Genomic DNA, 15,916 nt, shown 5'->3' on the forward strand with positions numbered 1-15,916 from the left:
TTGGTAAAAAGGCATTGAGTGCTGACTGACCAAGGCTTTTACCCGTTTCTTTGTAAGTCTCAATTGACTTATTTAGACCATAGTTCCACCACCATCTGGCACAGCCAAAGTGCCCAGACAGTATGGCTTGTTGCTCTAATGTGGGATAAAGTCGAACCTTGATGGCAGTATGCAGCATCTCATGACCTCCTTACTGTATTATACACATTCCAGTAAAACAGCGACATCGATAAAGATTTGGAGATTTCCGTACCTATAATCTCCCTGCCTTTCATCCCGCCGCTCGCACTGGGTACAGTTATAGCGGGGGACAACAGGAGCGAGGAGTTAAAGCATAAGGCAGTTGACGGCGGTTGGTTGGCCGACAGGTCGATCGCCCAGAAGCTGGTGGCGCCGTTAAAAATTGACAAAAAGCTAGAATAGCAACTAAGCAGCCTCAAATTACGTCTGCCTATTTAGTGACTTTTCGAGTTTTTCCTACAATTTTATCTAACTTCTGGCACGTATCACTCATGTTAAAAAATTTTTGGTTGACTTGCCGGCGTACTTGTGGCCGGGGGATTTATCTGTTTCTGTCCCTGATGGTGGCTGCAGGTATCTGGGTGGTTTCCCCGGAACCGACTCAAGCATTTTCTTTGCCTGAACTAATTTTTCGGGGCATTCAAGTTATTCAATTGTCGAATATGTCCGATCGCCAAGAGGTGACTATTGGCCGACAAATTAATCAGCAGTTAACCAGGAGCCAGTTTAAGATTGACCGCGATCGGGACACTACAGAATATATTAACCGTATCGGTCAACGACTCGCTCAAGAAAGCACTCGCCCCAATATTCCTTATACTTTTCAAGTGATTGACGACGACGCGATTAATGCTTTTGCAACTATGGGCGGTTTTGTTTATGTGAATAAAGGCTTGATGACAGCGGCGGACAATGAGGCAGAATTGGCAAGTGTGATCGCCCACGAAATCGCTCACATTAATGCTCGCCACGCGATTCAACAAATGCGTCAAATGGCCATCGCTTCAGGCGTAGCTTCCGCCACTGGGCTCGATCGATCTCAGGCGGTTCAGATTGGGGTGGAATTGGCTTTGCGCCGTCCCCACAGTCGCCAAGCTGAGTATGAAGCCGATCAGTTGGGATTGCAAACTATGGGGCGAGCGGGCTACGCTCAATCTGGGATGGTTGATTTTATGAAAAAGTTGCTCAACAAGCCTTCTCCTCCTAGCATTTTGAGCACTCACCCGGCAACTGGCGATCGTATTGCTGCTATTTCACAGGCTATAGATCCGGATCTTGCTAGCGGTGAAGGTTTGAATAATGAGGATTACAGGCTAGAAATCCGCAGGCTTTTAGGTTCGTAGTAATTCTAAATCTGTCAGGGGCTCTATTGTTTTCTCTTCTCTTTTCTTCTCTTTTCTTACTTCGCGCTCTTCGCGCCTTCGCGGTTCGTTAAAAAATAAATCCAGTTATATCATGTCCCATGGATTAACCATAATAGCCCGGTCGGGGCGGGTTTTTGAGATTGTCAATTATTGGCACGTATTGTTGGTGAACCCGCCCCGACAAAAATCGCGGTTCCTCCACCGGACATCATATTACTAGGGTACGTCAGAAGCAGGTTAATTTCGATTTAATTGATCGAACTTAAACTGACATACCCTAAAACTACAAATTGATTTAACACTGCTGTTGAACAATAGAATCGATCGCAGCTTGGGGGGGTGGAATCGGCTGCGGCTTCAATTGCCGGACAACTTCGTCAAAGGGCAAAATTCGGACTTGATTGTTAAATACATTTACTTGATAAACTCTGCGGTAGCTGAGGTCAAATCCTGTCAGCCAGCCGCTTTTGGGATGATAAGCACCCGTGTCAATATCCAACCACCCTTCGCCCCTGACTAATTCGCCCGGTCTGACGCCATGAAAGGTAAAGGTGATCGTGTGACCGGTGATAATTAATTTATTGGGAAAATAGGGTTTCGACATGGTGTGAAATTCCCTGCGAATCCAACACAGTTGTTCGATCGATTGTTCATCGATCGACAGATGGGGGTCAACGCCGGCGTGAACCAGCCAGATGTCCCCTAAGTCCAGGTGCGTGGGGAGCGATCGCAGCCACTCTAAGTGTTTATACGGCATCATCCCTGTATCTCTGTAGCTCGCTACTGTCGCATCGCCACCACTGTATAGCCAAGATTGCCACGCTCGCATATCCATCGGCGTTCCCGACAAAGCCTCCAGCATCAGTTGTTCGTGGTTGCCCAACAGAGTGTGGTAGGGGCTTTGCTGCACAAAATCTAATACCTGAGCGCTTTTGGGGCCACGATCGATTAAGTCTCCCAAAAAATAGACGCGATCGTCCAAGCCGGGGGCAAGTGCCTCTAGCAGGGTCATTAACCCGTCGTAATGCCCGTGTACGTCCCCGATAACAATGCGCCGATGCTCCATTGTGTTTATCCGCTTCCCTGACTCAAAAGCCCCATCTCTAGCTTATAGCATCTGATTTTGCTGTTATTTGCCTCCCCTCTTTTACGGTGGAGGGGTGTCACCCATTATAGTGCTTTTTATAAAGATTCTGTAAAGCTCACCAGTATCTGTTTGCTTAGCTACTGGTAGAAACACAGGCAAGCTGCTAATTCTGCTTCTGCAACTGCTGTTACTGAGGCAAAGCTTTGAGTTATTTCACGCTTTAGGGTGCATCAGCGATTAGCCGACGGATTAAGTCGAAAATAATCCTAGCTGACACACCGTAAAATACGATCGAGCCTTAACGATTGTCACTGAGTCAAAGCTTTGAGGAATGTCTGGAGTTCTGCCAAAAAACCTTTCTTTTTTAAGGGTTTGGCAGGTGCGGTGGAATCAGGATCGGCGCTTGGGAGAGAACCGGCTAAAATCCGCTCTAAATCGTCTCCGACAGGTTTTTGGGCGGTTTCAGAAATTAGTTTGTATTCGTCGTTTGTTTCCAGCCAGACTTGCCACGATTGGGGGTAGCAGCGGAATAAAGCAGCAGTGTCTAGGGGTCTGATATAGTAGCAGGATTCAATTTTGCTGAGGAATCGATCGCGCAATTGGCGGCCCGCATAGCCTATACCGATGGTGGCAACATCTTCCAGACGCGGGTTGAGTAGAATTACTGGGCGACCGGCCGCAGCTATATAAATTTTTTCAACTTGGGCAACTTCTACGGCGGCTGGATTGATCAAAATGAAAAGTTGATCTTCCGGTGATATTTTATCTTCAACAGGGGTGCGACTGCTACCCAAATCAGTGACTTTAAACGGTGTTTCTCCCCAGTCGCGACGCGCGAGGGCTGCCGCACCGGTGTCGGGAAAAAAGACTTTTACTCCGGGGTATATTTCCTCAAATTCTGGGAGAAATTGTAGGGTGATAGACTGTGCTTGCAGGGCGATTTCTGGAAATACTAATTCGACTTGCAGTAGAGTTTTGCCGTCCGAGAGGGCAGCGGCGGTGGCAATGCGGGATTGGGCGATCGCCTCGTTGAGATCCTTGGGCAGTTCGGTCATTAATTTAATTGTTTTTACTCGACTTCTCTCAATCTAATTTTACCTGAGATATTGCACCATTTTCAATTACCTGTTTAGGAACAGGCAAGATGCCTGTTCCACAAGAAAATTCACTCTTTGTGGAAAGGGCATCGGGCTTTCCGTTTAGGAACAGGCAAGATGCCTGTTCCACAATAAAATACACTCTTTGTGGAACGGGCATCTTGCCCGTTCTTGAGCATGGTGCAAGATGTAAGTTTTACCGCCTCAAGCAACAAAAGCTAACACCGACACGGGCGAACCGGAACCTCCCAAAAGGCGCAATATTCCGATAACTAAAGTGATTTCAGCCGCAGGTAACAAGTCGAGATTTGCTAGATTTTCCAGCACTATTCGTTGTTTTTCCAATACCAATTTGTTAACCGCAAAACTTTCATCTCGCCCGGTATCTACTCCGTGAGTGTCGGTTCCAACTCCGGCGATCGAGCGTTCATCTAGCAAAAATTGAGTGGCTGCTTTGCCAAATCCGGGAAAGTGGCAAATTCCGCGCTCGTCTCGGTTAAAAAATGCTCGCTCGTCATCCCATTTTTCTTGCCAGCCAGTATACAATAAAACTAGATTTCCCGGTTCTATAAGTTTGTGCTGCCGTTCCCAAGTCAATATATCATCAATTGTTAAAGTGTAGTCGGGATTGGCAAGACTTTGCTCGCGGATGTCGATCGTAATTGCGGGGGAAACTAGCGACTGCGGGGAATAACTATCAATGCTGGCGCCTCCTCCATAAAAGCTGTTGGGTGCGTTGATGTGAGTGCCGCTGTGTTCTCCCATTGAGAATTTTCGCAGGAAATACCCGTCTGTTTCTATTTGAGATACTGGGGCAATTTCTGTCGCTGGATCTCCTGGCCAAATGGGAATATTTGGGTGAATTGCATGGGTTAAGTCTACAATTGTGCTATAGGCGATCGTTTTTAAGTTATTTGACTTAAAGTTGTTTGTCATCAGGTTAAATATACCTATTATTTATTAAACAAAGTTGAGTTTTTGACCTTCTGCGAGTTCAATATAAAATCTAAAATCTAAAATCTAAAATTCGATTAGTCGATCGAGGGTTGCTTCCATCACATCCTTTGTTTGCCCGGAAACAGTATACACCAAAGCTTCTCGATAAACTCTCCCGGCGGGGTGTAGCACACCGTTAGCAGCACCGCTAGAAACTGCAACCGCAGCGTGCCCGCAACGCACCGCTAAATCAATGGCTTGAGCTCGCAGCGCTAATTGTTCTGCTTTCGAGCTATGTTGAGATTGTGGGAAATTCTGTTTTAGCCGATCGAGCTTTTGCTCTAGTTTTTGGCAAGCCGCCGTTATAAAAGGTGAATTCTTAGCAGCCGCCGCTGCTGCAATTACATCCAATCCCGCTCGAATACAGCCAAAAGTACCGGGGACAAAATTCAGTATATTTTTACTGTCGTTTTCCGAAATCCAGCCAACAGGTTTAACTGAAATTATTTCCGATTCATGCAGCAACCAATTATCGAGAGTGGCTGTCACAGTATTAGTCGAGTTCATGGCGATTAACTGCATGATTTCGCTACAAGCTATTTTACCCGATTCGCGTTCAATATTGGCAAAAGGCACTAAACCGAAAACAGAGCGTTCGTCAGGAAGTACCGCCGCTACAATAAACTTTTGAAACAAGCGAAAACCTGTTACCCAAGGAACTTTTCCTGACAGTAAATAGCCCGATTTTGTGGGAGTTGCGGTGACAGCCGGATTGCCCGATCGCCTTAAATGCGAAAACCCAATACCCAAGCGTAACTCTTTTTGGGCGATCGCGGGCAAGTATCTGCTTTTTAGCATTTCATTGTCGCTGTTAGCAAGCATCGCAGTTGCGCTGTGGTGCTGAGTTTGCAGGAAAGACAAAGCGCCGGAATATCGAGCCGTCAATTCTTGATATTGGTAAAAAATCTCCGGTGCAATTTCAGCGCCGCCCCATTTTTGGGGAATTCGCAACGCTAAGAGCGATCGATCTTCCAATCCCGCAAATGCTGTTTCTAGCGCTTCCGAGTCGCTGTCGATAATTTCCGCGTGGGGTGAAACGCACTTTTGCAGGTAACTTTCTGTGCTGTTGAGAATATATGGGGAATCCATTTTATATAATTATTTTATAGCTGTTTTTCTCTAAATCATTGTGAACCAGCCTAAAAATCTGCCCTCAAACTAACTTATTTACTCACATTTTGCACCAGTCTCTAGAACAGGCTCTCCGGCCTGTTCCACAAAAAGTAAATTTGTTGTGGAACGGGCCGGAGAGCCCGTTCATAAAAGGCTTACTGAGAATACCCAAAACTAATTTATTTCCACATTTTCCAAGGAGCCTTTCCTTCATCCCAAAGTTCGTTTAAATACTTGTATTCTCGATAAGTATCCATCGCAAAGAAGAAGCCATCATGACGGTAAGCCATCAACTGTCCGTCTGCAGCTAAACGCTGCATCGGCTCCTGTTCTAAAATACAATCATCTCCCCCCAAATACTCAAATACCCGGCGGTTAAATATCATATATCCAACACTGATCCAGCCATCTATTTGAGGTTTTTCAGAAAACTGTACTACGCGGCTATCGCTGTCTACATCCAAAATTCCAAAGCGAGAAATCGGACGGAATGTGGTGACAGTTGCCAGCTTACCATGAGACTTGTGGAAATCGACTAAAGCCTCAATATTGACATCAGCTACTCCATCGCCGTATGTCACCATGAAATTCTCGCGATCTATATATTTTTCTATCCGTTTTACCCGCCCTCCTGTCATGCTTTCCGCGCCAGTTTCAGCCAGTGTCACCTGAAAATCTTGTTCGAGATGTTCCTCGTGATAAGTGATCGTATTTTGCCGTCCCAGACAGATAGTAAAGTCATTGTTCATGGCTTCATAATTAAGGAAATATTCTTTAATCATGTTGCCGCGATAGCCCAAGCACACAATAAAGTTTTGGAAACCGTAGTGTGCATATATCTTCATGATGTGCCAAATAATTGGATGTCCCCCCACCTCCACTAAGGGTTTGGGACGAAATTCTGTTTCTTCTCTGAGACGAGTACCGAGACCACCTGCTAGGATAACTACTTGCATTTTTTTAATTTTTAAAGATAATCAATTAATTTATCATCCATCATCAGTGATTTATTCAAAGAATTATTAACGTTTTCTCATATTGAGTGAAGCTTTGTAAACTACAGAAATCACAAACTATTCTCAATAATCGTAGGGTGATCCGTGGGCACCGTGTATTTAGGAATAATCCTAGGGTGTTCCGTGCACACCATGTATTTAAATGCTGCGCGCAATTTCTAACTAACAGTAGGGTGGGTACTGCGGACAGTATATTTGAATACAGCGCGCAATTTCTAACTTAGGAATGGTAGATTAGGAAATAGACAAACAAAGCAAACATCTATACTAAATATAAGTAAGAGATTCAAGAGCAATGAAAAATAAAATCCATCGCCTAAAAATTTTTTTAGGTATCCTCTGTGCGATCGCCTCCATAATTATATTATTCCAATCGGCTATACCTGGTGTTTACGCCACGGTTGTTGCACCGGAAGGCTCAACGATACCACAAACCACCATAGCTTTTGTACCCAACATACCGGGCGGGGGATTAGAATTTCACGAATCAGCAGGAGGACACACTTTAGAGAGACACGTTGGTAAAACAGAAGCACAACTAGCACAGCGACTCGCAAGCGAAACGAGAATTTCTGCTGCATCTTCTTTTATCGATCGTTCCGTCGCCGAAGCGGCTATTGCAGAAGCAATGAACAGAAATCAAAGTGCGATCGACTCCTGGGTGAAAAGTCGAGGTAATCGTTATACGATCGACTACAATGCCAACAGAATAATTGGCATTACTCTGCGTCGCCGCGCATCCAAAGCAACTTCAACATCTCGCCTGAGAATCGTCCTCCAGCGCAGCGCCAAATTACCTCCCGGATACTTTATTCTCACAGCCTATCCCCAATGATAAATCAATTTCCTCATTTAACCCAATTTTTCAGTTCCTACTTTCACCAAGACTGGCCGTTAGAAGCTGACACTCCCAGCGATGTAGTGAACAACTACCGCAGCAGCGAACCGCCCGCAAGTGTTGAAGCTGCATCGCAAGAGCTCAGCAAACTGCTCGAAATGCCGATCGCCCCCGCCGATTTAGAAGCATTTATCCTCGATGAATTAGGGTGTAACTACGATCCACAATCCGAAAATCAAACAGTCAGAGAATGGTTGCAATCGGTGCAAAAATCTTTGAATAATCCTAGCTAAACTTTATATATTTGTAAGGACGCGGCAGTGCCCTGTCCCACAATTTGTCTATATATTTGTAAGGACACGGCAGTGCCCAATGCGTGTCAAATTAAGCTTTTCGTCCGCTAGTCCTCGCGCCTACCCGCCAGTCCGCCAGGGAATGAATTCCCTGTCTAATAGTCAAAGTCCTCTAAAAGAGGACTGAATAATTCATTAGTCCTCTTTTAGAGGACTTCAGCTTTGAGGCAGGGGTTTCAACCCCTGTCGGACTATCGGTTTAACGTTAAGTTGACACGACGAAAGGCAGTGCCGTGTCCCTACAATTTGTTCACAATCTAATAGGATTGCTAGCTCACTTGCTAACCGTCAATAAGTAGCCTTCGTGGACGTTGAAATTAGGGATAACATAAGCCAAGCTGCCACTACCCACCGAAAAACTTTCTTCTTTAACAGTGACAAGCTTTGGCACGGCTCCTTCTTGATTGTTGGGAATTTTTTCTAATTTTAGATTGATTTTCTGACCTCTTTGAATACCTAGCTGCTCCAAATTGCCGAGGGTTAATGTTACCGTTGTTGCTGAGGAAAAATTGGGATCGAAATAACCTAAAAGTATCTGTGCTTTACCTTCAGGATTTGACTTGCTGGCTAAAGCGACAAGGCGATTGTTATTTGACCAACTCCGCACCCGCGAATTAACTCCGTCAGCATAAGCTTTGTAAGCCCACCAAGCTGCTCTTGGCTCAAAAGTATTAGGCGTGACCATCCCACTCAGCGTATTGTTGAAGCAATTGCTAACTTTATTTGGCCCTTGAGTATCCCAACAAGCTCTGCAAGCACCGTCAGCTTTTGCATACTCTAAGTTATACAAATAACCTAATATTTCCCCCGGCTGGTACTGCGCTAAGTTTCCGACAATTTCGTTGACGTAAATTTTTTGCAATTTCAATTCCTTGTAAGAGGGACTTTGCTGAAAATTGCGTTTAGCCTCAATTACGTGATCGTCAACAAATAAGATCATCGTGTCGTTAAGTTCGTGCCACGAGAGGAAATTTACTTCAAGTTTGTTAGCCTTGCAGTAATCCAAAAAAGCGGCGAGATATTCTTTGCTGTAGCGGCCGAGGCTGGGCCCGCCAATCATTGCTGACGGCCCCAATTCTTCCCGCAAGATTTTGTAAGCTCTTTTGTACGTTTCAAAGAATTGTTCTCTGCTTCCCTTCCAAAATGGATCTTTCCAATCTGGCTCATTCCATACATCCCAAATAATTTTTTTGCCTTTATTTTGCTGGGCTAACTGTCGGATGAATGCTTCCCACGCGGGGTAGTTTTGATATGGCCAGCCATTGGGATTAGTACCGTAGCCCCACAAGTCGCTAACTACTAACTGAAACTCGGCTCCGCTGGCGATTATGCGATCGTAGATATCGAGTCTCCCCGCCCGCCAAAGTTTGGGCTGCAAGGGTTTGATCGAGCTATCCGGGGGCTTTGCTGTGTCGATTCCGTGCAGGATGCCGCTCATGGAAATTGTACCAGTGGCTGGCTGTCCAAAATCTACTGTAACGCTCGATCGCAGTTGGGCAACAGTTGGTTGCTGTCCCAAATAGGCTATTAACAGAACAGTGACAATAGCTAAACAAATTGGCAGCAGTTTATTAATACGTGGGAACTTGAATGTAAATTGCATATCTTTTCTTTGGTTGATGTTTTGTGGAATGGGCCGGAGAGCCCGTTCCTCAGAAGCCTGCCAGAACTCAGTTTTAACGAACGGATGACAACACTTCAAAACCCTGTATTGATTCTATCACTTGTTGCCACGAGCGGGAGTTGATCAGCTCGTTGGTATCGAAATTAACTCCTTTTTCCGCAGCAAAAACACTAAAATTTTGCACCCAATGAAAGATAGTTTCTGTGGTCAAATAAGGTGTGCAGATCCAAGCAGATTGCAAATTACTCGCCATCTCGGACATATCTCCCCGATCGTAAGCCTCCCAAGCTTTCCACACTAAATAATAGTGTTTCAGCAGGCTATCCACTTGCTGTAGCTGCTTTTTGAGTTTCGGACTAATAGAGAAACTGTCGCTCTCATCGTCACTTACCAATGCCTGTTCAATTATTTCTCCATATTCCCGAAGCATCCGTTCTTCTTTGAATAGTTCTTGGGCTCGCGCTTTGCACGCTTGTCCTGCAAGTCTACGCGATTCGGGATTTTCTGCCCATATTTCCAGCGTTTCTACTAACTCTTTTACTGTTCCTTCTGGGTCGATTGTAGGATCGGGGAGCAACTTTCCTGTATCTCCCAATTCTTCAGGAATCCCGCTGACTGCTGTGGCAATTACCGGCAATCCTTTCGCCATTGCTTCCATAATTGCTAGCGGCATTCCTTCTGCTTTGGAAGATAAAATAAAGATGTCGCTGGCGTCGAGCCAATCGGCAATATCCCAGCGCTGTCCTAAGAACTTAACCTGTTCTTCTACTCCCAATTTGCTGACAGTTGCTCTTAATTCAGGTTCCAGATTGTCGTGAGTAGTAGACCCAGGCCCGGCCCAAACAAAGTAAATTTGGGGCCAAATTGGACGTTTTTTCAATTGGGCGATCGCCTGCAATTGATACTGATATCCTTTAAGTGGAGTCAATCTCGCCGCCGTAAAACAAACGACAGCATTTTCAGGGATTCCTTGTTCTTGACGCAGGCGTTGGCGAGTGGAAAGATTCGGCGGTTCAAAATAACTGTTCGGTCTCCCATAATAAATAAGTTTGCCTCGTTTTAGAGGCACTTTAAAAATTCTTTTGAACAAGTTTAAATTTTCCTGGGACACTGCTACTACTGCTTTGGCTAAACCGTACTGATAGGAGACAGCCTCCAAATAGGGAATTTGATCGCCCCGATCGAAAGTTTCATAATTGCGATCGATATAACCGAGAGTAACTATGTACGGTATATTCTGCTTAATAGCAACTTGTTTGGCCGCAAAATTGGCTATAGGCGAGCCGTCGCTAAATATAATTAAATCCGGTTGAGCCTGCGCGTAAATTTTTTCAGCATCGCCTAAATTGTAAGTACCTCGCAAAAACTCTTTTATTGTGTCAAAATCCAGCCAAATATGTTCTATACCTAACTGTTTTTGTTCGGCAATTAAAGGGTGAGAAGCTTTAGTTTGAACGCTAATAACTTGGTAGCCTTCGGCTACTAATTTACACATCAGCGAGTGGTTGAACTGAGCTAAACCTCCCACTCCGTGGTCTTCCGCGTACAGTAGTATGCGGGCTTTTTGCGGTTGGGAAATCGAAATATGTGCAGGTTGAAACTGAGGAGTATTGTTAGCAGCAACCACTACGATCTCTTGCCAGTCTTTTAAATTGGTTAAGGCATAGGCATCAAAGTTGTAGCCGTACTGTTCCGAAACCCCCTTAAAAGTTTCCAGCCAATTAAAAACAGTTTCAGTGCCTGTAAAACGAGTGTAATACAGAGATTTTTCCAGACTTTCGACCATTTCTGCCAAATATCCGTTGCGGTACATCCGCCATGCTATCCATACTAAACACTTGTAACGTTCCGCGCGTTTCAAGTCGCGGATGTGCTGAGGCAAATCTGGCCGAGCAAAAAATTGCTCCATCAAAATTTCGGTATTTTTCATTAATTTGCAGCCGTTAGACATGATATTGCTGTCGTGCTGGCGATAGCAGGTTAATATCTCTTTTAACCAAACTGACTTGCAGCCTTTTAAAGCTAAACGTAGGACAAAATCTAAATCTTCGGTTGGCGGCAAGCGATGATCGAAACCGCCCAAACGTTCCCACCACTCTCGCCGCAGCATCATGGCGCTGGGACGCACTGATTTGTACAAAACAAAAGTTTCTAAATCTAATTTTGGTGATTCTTCCCAAGGCTTTACTCCATAGATGCCTTCGTCGTTTTTGCCAACCATAAGCCAACCTGTTTGCACCAAATCTAATGTGGGATCAGCGTCAAAGCAAGCTACTTGTTTTTCTAGTTTTTCTGGTAAGAAGAAGTCGTCAGCATCTAAGAAAGCTAAAAATTCCCCTCGTGCTAACTTACAAGCACTATTTCGGGCCAGGGCTGCTCCTTGGTTCTCTTGATAGATGTATTGAATTAAATCGAAGTAAGGTGCTAAAACTTGGCGTGTCTTGTCTGTAGAACCGTCATCTACGACGATAATTTCCCAGTTTTGATAAGTCTGGCACAGAACACTCTCTACGGCTCTGACAATGTAGCGATCGCAGTTGTAAGTGGGGATGATTACGCTGACTCGCGCTGTTTTTTTGGGAAGTATGCTAACCATTAACTTTTTCCATTCTGGTAAGTTTCTTAAAGATTGAGTGTCGGGGTCAATTCCGTAATATTTAGAAATTGCTGTTAGACGAGCAAGCCAATCTATTACTGTTTTTTCTGGCGAGTAAGGAGTATAAAGGAAAGATTTTTGGTAATACTCCACTGCTTGCACCGGATAGCCACTGTAGTAAAGTTGCCACGCCATCCATGTTAGAATCTCATAAAAAGCAGGCTTTTCCAATTGGCGGATGTCCTCTGGCAAGTCGGATCTGCTGAATAAATTTTGCTTTAATAAAATAGAAAGGCTTGCCTGTTTCAGCGCTCTCTGGATGGACACATTTTGCCCGTGCTGGCGGTAGCATACTGTCACTTGAGGCAACCAAGCAGCTTCGCAACCAGATAGTGCTAAACGCAAGATTAAGTCGGCATCATCTACTGAATCATACTGAGAATCAAAGCCACCGACTCGTTCCAGCCACTGCCGCGAAAACATCATGGCGCTGGGAAGTAGGGGCATATAAACAATCCAGGTTTTTAAGTCTAGCTGAGGCAAGTATTCCCAGGGTTTTATATCCCAAATACTTTCGCCTTGCTCTTTAACAATTCGCCAGCCACTATTAACAATTCCTAGTGATGGCTGAGCGTCAAATAACGCAACTTGTCCAGCTAACTTATCGGACAAGAAAAAGTCATCTTGATCTAAAAAAGCAATTAATTCACATCGGGATTCCTGAATTCCTCGGTTGCGGGCTGCCGCTACTCCTTGGTTTTCCTGATAAACATAGCGAATTTTTTCAACATAAGGCTGCAATGCTTGGCGGGTGTCGTCGGTTGAGCCGTCGTCTACGACGATAATTTCCCAGTTTTTATAGGTTTGGCTGATGACGCTTTCTACCGCTTGCGCGATGTAGCGAGCTCCATTATATGCTGGAATAATTACACTTACTCGCGGTGTCGGATTTGCTATTGACATGAGTTTGCTCGGTGATAACGAATGGTTTGGGAACACAACACAGATTTAGACGCCGATACACAGATTTTTGATCGTTGTTGGGCCTGTAAAATACAATTTTACTGATATTTGTGGCTATACTGCTGACAGCAACCTAAATTTAAAATGTCCCTCGGGTGTTTTAGGGGAGAAAAAATACAGATTCAATGCCCTGTAAGCCCTGTACCAATTGTTGCCATTCTGCTGAGTTAGTCAGAGAATATGTATCTAAATGATGCCCTTTTGCAGATGAAAAATTGCCAAAAGATTCTATCCAGTTTAACATCGTTTCTGTACTCAAAAAAGGCGTACACTGCAAAGATTCTTGAAGGCTATTTTGCATCCCGATTATATCTTCTTGACAGTAAGCGTGCCACGCTTTCCACACTAAAAAGTTGTAGCGCACCCGGCTTTCTACCTTCGCCATCCACCCCTGCACCTGTTGTTGAGTAACAAATTGATTTCTTTCGCAATCGGAAAGTAAAGCTTTTTCGATCGCCTCAATCGACTCTGCCAACATCCGTTCCTCTTTAAACAGTTTCTCGGCCCGCTGCTTGCAAGCTTGACCGATTTGATGGCGCAATTCTGGATTCATCGCCCAAGCTTCTACAGTTTCCGCCAATTCTCTCGCTGTTCCCTCCGGATCGGTATTCGGATCGGGCAACAACTTCCCAGTATCGCCGAGTCCTTCTGGAATCCCGCCCGCTGCCGAAGCAACTACGGGCAATCCTTTAGCCATCGCTTCCATGACTGCAAAAGAAGGTGCTGCATCGCCGAGAGATGTCAAAATGAATATGTCGCTAGCATCCAGCCAATCTAGGATATCCCAGCGCTGTCCGATCAACTTCACGCGATCGCTCACTCCTAACTCTCTAACAGCTTCCCTCAATTCTCTTTCTACATCGGAATAGCTTCCCTCACCATTCCCGGCCCATACAAAATACAGTTTAGACCACACGGGAGATTGTTTCAACTGCTTGATTGCTTCTATCTGATATCGATGCCCTTTAACGGGTGCCAATCGAGCAGATGTGAAACAGACAATCGCATCTTCAGGAATTTCTAACTCTTGCCGCAGGCGTTGGCGAGCCGAAGGATTAGGAGGTGCAAAATATTCAGGAGAGCGCCCCAAGTAAATCACTTGCCCCTTACCTTTGGGTAAATCAAAGTCATCGCACAATAAATTCAAATGTTCATAAGCGCCAACAATCACCGCTCTAGCTTGCAGGCACTGATACAGCACTCCCTCTCGATAAGGCACTACATCCCCGTAGGCAAAATTTGCGTGATCTGGCATGACTAACCCGATTACCATCATGTATGGTATTCCCATCTGAATAACTACCTGTTTAACTGCAAAATTGGAATATGGCCAGCCATCGCTAAAAATAATCAGATCAGGTTTATTAGTAGAAAAAATCTCTTGTGCATCCTCAGTATTTCTTAACACCCGCGCTAAATCTCTATGGCTGCTAAAATCCAGCCACAAGTGCTCTATACCTAACTCTCGTTCTCGCTCAAGCAAGGGGCTAGAATGTTTGGTTTGCACGCAAGTGACTTGATAGCCCAACAAGGCTAACTGACAGAGAATGGCATGGTTGTACTGCGCTAATCCTCCCACGCCCGGATCGTCGGCGTTGTAGAGTAGAATGTGCGTTTCCCTACGGCATAGCTTCGCTTCACGCGCTTTTGAAGGTGCGGGAATAAAACTCTGTTGAGATTGGGGTGGATTAGTCATCACCATCAAAATTATCTCTTGCCATTGGGCTAACTTACTCAGCGAATAAGCATCAAAATTTTCACCGTATTCTTCAGAAGCTATCTTAAAAGTTTCCAGCCAACTCACCACTGTTTTTGTGGGCGAAAAAGGCGTATATTGCAAGGATTTTTCCAAACACTGGGCCATCTCTGCTAGATGACCGTCGCGGTACATCCGCCATGCCAGCCACTTGAAGCATAGATAGCGTTCCTGGTTTTTTAACTGGCGGATTGACTCAGGCAAATCAGGTCGATTGAAGAATTCTTTCATCAAAATTTCTGTATTCTTCATTAGTGGCAAACCGCTTGACATGATATTAGAATTGTGCTGGCGATAACAGGTAAGAATCTCTTCTAACCAAACTGCTTTGTACCCCTTTAAAGTCAAACGCAAGGCAAAATCTAAATCTTCTGCTAGCGGAAAGTGATCGTCGAAACCGCGCAAATCTTCCCAGCACTTTCGGCGCAGCATCATCGCACTAGGACGCACACATTTAAATATAATAAAGCTTTCTAAATCTAATTTAGGCGCTTGCTGCCAAGGCTTCATTTCAGAAATATTTTTCCCTGTTTCATCGACCATCAGCCAACCTGTTTGCACCATATCTAAGGTGGGGTCAGCGTCAAAGCAAGCTAGTTGTTTCTCTAGCTTGGATGGTAGGAAATAGTCATCGGCATCTAGAAAGGCTAAAAACTCGCCTTGCGCTAGTTGGCAAGCAATATTTCTGGCGGCTGCTACTCCTTGATTTTCCTGGTATATGTAGCGAATTTTGTCAAAATAAGGCTGCAATACTTGCTGCGTGCGATCGCTAGAACCGTCATCTACAACAATAATCTCCAAATCAGTAAAAGTTGGGGACAGCGCGCTCTCCACCGCTTGTACGATGTAGCGAGATCCATTATATACAGGTATAATTACGCTTACTAGCGGTGTTCGAGTAGGTGTTGACATTATTTAGCTCGCTGTTAACCTATGATTATCTAGTTTATATTAATGTCGCGGACATTCAGCATTCTTCTGTGTTCGGTATATCTACTTACAAAAACTTGAACTTTGGCAAAGTGTAGCATA

At 44.8% G+C, this 15,916-nt stretch carries 14 protein-coding genes; 4 read left to right on the forward strand and 10 right to left on the reverse strand.

Annotation, left to right across the window (positions count from 1 at the left end; all coding sequences use genetic code 11):
• Positions 1 to 178, reverse strand: a 178-nt coding sequence (locus QT987_RS24065) for a helix-turn-helix domain-containing protein (RefSeq protein ID WP_333245329.1), incomplete at its 3' end; no start/stop codon positions are given.
• Between the two features lie 59 nt (positions 179 to 237).
• Here QT987_RS24065 and QT987_RS24070 point away from each other — a divergent pair.
• A complete protein-coding gene (locus QT987_RS24070) occupies positions 238 to 423 on the forward strand; it encodes a hypothetical protein (protein WP_333245263.1) in 186 nt (61 codons plus the stop codon).
• An 89-nt stretch (positions 424 to 512) separates the two neighbouring features.
• On the forward strand, positions 513 to 1,364 hold the full coding sequence (locus QT987_RS24075; protein WP_333245266.1) for a M48 family metallopeptidase: 852 nt from the start codon (positions 513 to 515) through the stop codon (positions 1,362 to 1,364).
• A gap of 316 nt (positions 1,365 to 1,680) precedes the next feature.
• On the opposite strand, the gene QT987_RS24080 is transcribed toward QT987_RS24075, so the two are convergent.
• The 6 genes from QT987_RS24080 to rfbF form a co-directional block, all read right to left on the reverse strand.
• On the reverse strand, positions 1,681 to 2,451 hold the full coding sequence (locus QT987_RS24080) for a metallophosphoesterase family protein (protein WP_333245269.1): 771 nt from the start codon (positions 2,449 to 2,451) through the stop codon (positions 1,681 to 1,683).
• A gap of 329 nt (positions 2,452 to 2,780) precedes the next feature.
• A complete protein-coding gene (locus tag QT987_RS24085; protein ID WP_333245272.1) occupies positions 2,781 to 3,527 on the reverse strand; it encodes a DUF1995 family protein in 747 nt (248 codons plus the stop codon).
• Positions 3,528 to 3,555: 28 nt separating this feature from the next.
• The gene (locus QT987_RS24090; protein ID WP_333245275.1) at positions 3,556 to 3,729 is read right to left on the reverse strand and encodes a hypothetical protein; all 174 of its coding nucleotides are present in this window, start codon (positions 3,727 to 3,729) and stop codon (positions 3,556 to 3,558) included.
• A gap of 44 nt (positions 3,730 to 3,773) precedes the next feature.
• Positions 3,774 to 4,505: a cyclase family protein gene (locus QT987_RS24095; protein WP_333245278.1), complete on the reverse strand. Its 732-nt coding sequence runs from the start codon at positions 4,503 to 4,505 to the stop codon at positions 3,774 to 3,776.
• Positions 4,506 to 4,589: 84 nt separating this feature from the next.
• A complete protein-coding gene (locus QT987_RS24100; protein ID WP_333245281.1) occupies positions 4,590 to 5,654 on the reverse strand; it encodes an acyl-CoA dehydrogenase family protein in 1,065 nt (354 codons plus the stop codon).
• Between the two features lie 203 nt (positions 5,655 to 5,857).
• Positions 5,858 to 6,634, reverse strand: coding sequence for a glucose-1-phosphate cytidylyltransferase (gene rfbF / locus QT987_RS24105; RefSeq protein ID WP_333244657.1), 777 nt, complete (start codon positions 6,632 to 6,634; stop codon positions 5,858 to 5,860).
• A gap of 355 nt (positions 6,635 to 6,989) precedes the next feature.
• On the opposite strand from rfbF, the gene QT987_RS24110 reads away from it, so the two are divergent.
• Together QT987_RS24110 and QT987_RS24115 are read left to right on the forward strand one after the other, a co-directional pair.
• Positions 6,990 to 7,529, forward strand: a complete 540-nt coding sequence (locus QT987_RS24110; protein ID WP_333245285.1) for an RNase A-like domain-containing protein — start codon at positions 6,990 to 6,992, stop codon at positions 7,527 to 7,529.
• Positions 7,526 to 7,825, forward strand: coding sequence for a contact-dependent growth inhibition system immunity protein (locus QT987_RS24115; RefSeq protein ID WP_333245287.1), 300 nt, complete (start codon positions 7,526 to 7,528; stop codon positions 7,823 to 7,825). Before QT987_RS24110 ends, QT987_RS24115 begins: the two co-directional genes overlap by 4 nt.
• Before the next feature lie 334 nt (positions 7,826 to 8,159).
• Here QT987_RS24115 and QT987_RS24120 read toward each other — a convergent pair whose 3' ends face one another.
• The 3 genes from QT987_RS24120 to QT987_RS24130 all read right to left on the reverse strand — a co-directional run bounded on the left by QT987_RS24120 (position 8,160) and on the right by QT987_RS24130 (position 15,796).
• Positions 8,160 to 9,488, reverse strand: coding sequence for a GH39 family glycosyl hydrolase (locus QT987_RS24120; RefSeq protein ID WP_333245290.1), 1,329 nt, complete (start codon positions 9,486 to 9,488; stop codon positions 8,160 to 8,162).
• Between the two features lie 73 nt (positions 9,489 to 9,561).
• The gene (locus tag QT987_RS24125; RefSeq protein ID WP_333245293.1) at positions 9,562 to 13,068 is read right to left on the reverse strand and encodes a glycosyltransferase; all 3,507 of its coding nucleotides are present in this window, start codon (positions 13,066 to 13,068) and stop codon (positions 9,562 to 9,564) included.
• A gap of 160 nt (positions 13,069 to 13,228) precedes the next feature.
• Entirely contained in the window at positions 13,229 to 15,796 is a 2,568-nt protein-coding gene (locus tag QT987_RS24130) for a glycosyltransferase (RefSeq protein ID WP_333245296.1), read from the reverse strand.
• Positions 15,797 to 15,916 lie beyond the last annotated feature (120 nt).

The sequence above is a fragment of the Microcoleus sp. SVA1B4 genome (genome assembly GCF_036700545.1).
Lineage (GTDB): Bacteria > Cyanobacteriota > Cyanobacteriia > Cyanobacteriales > Microcoleaceae > Microcoleus.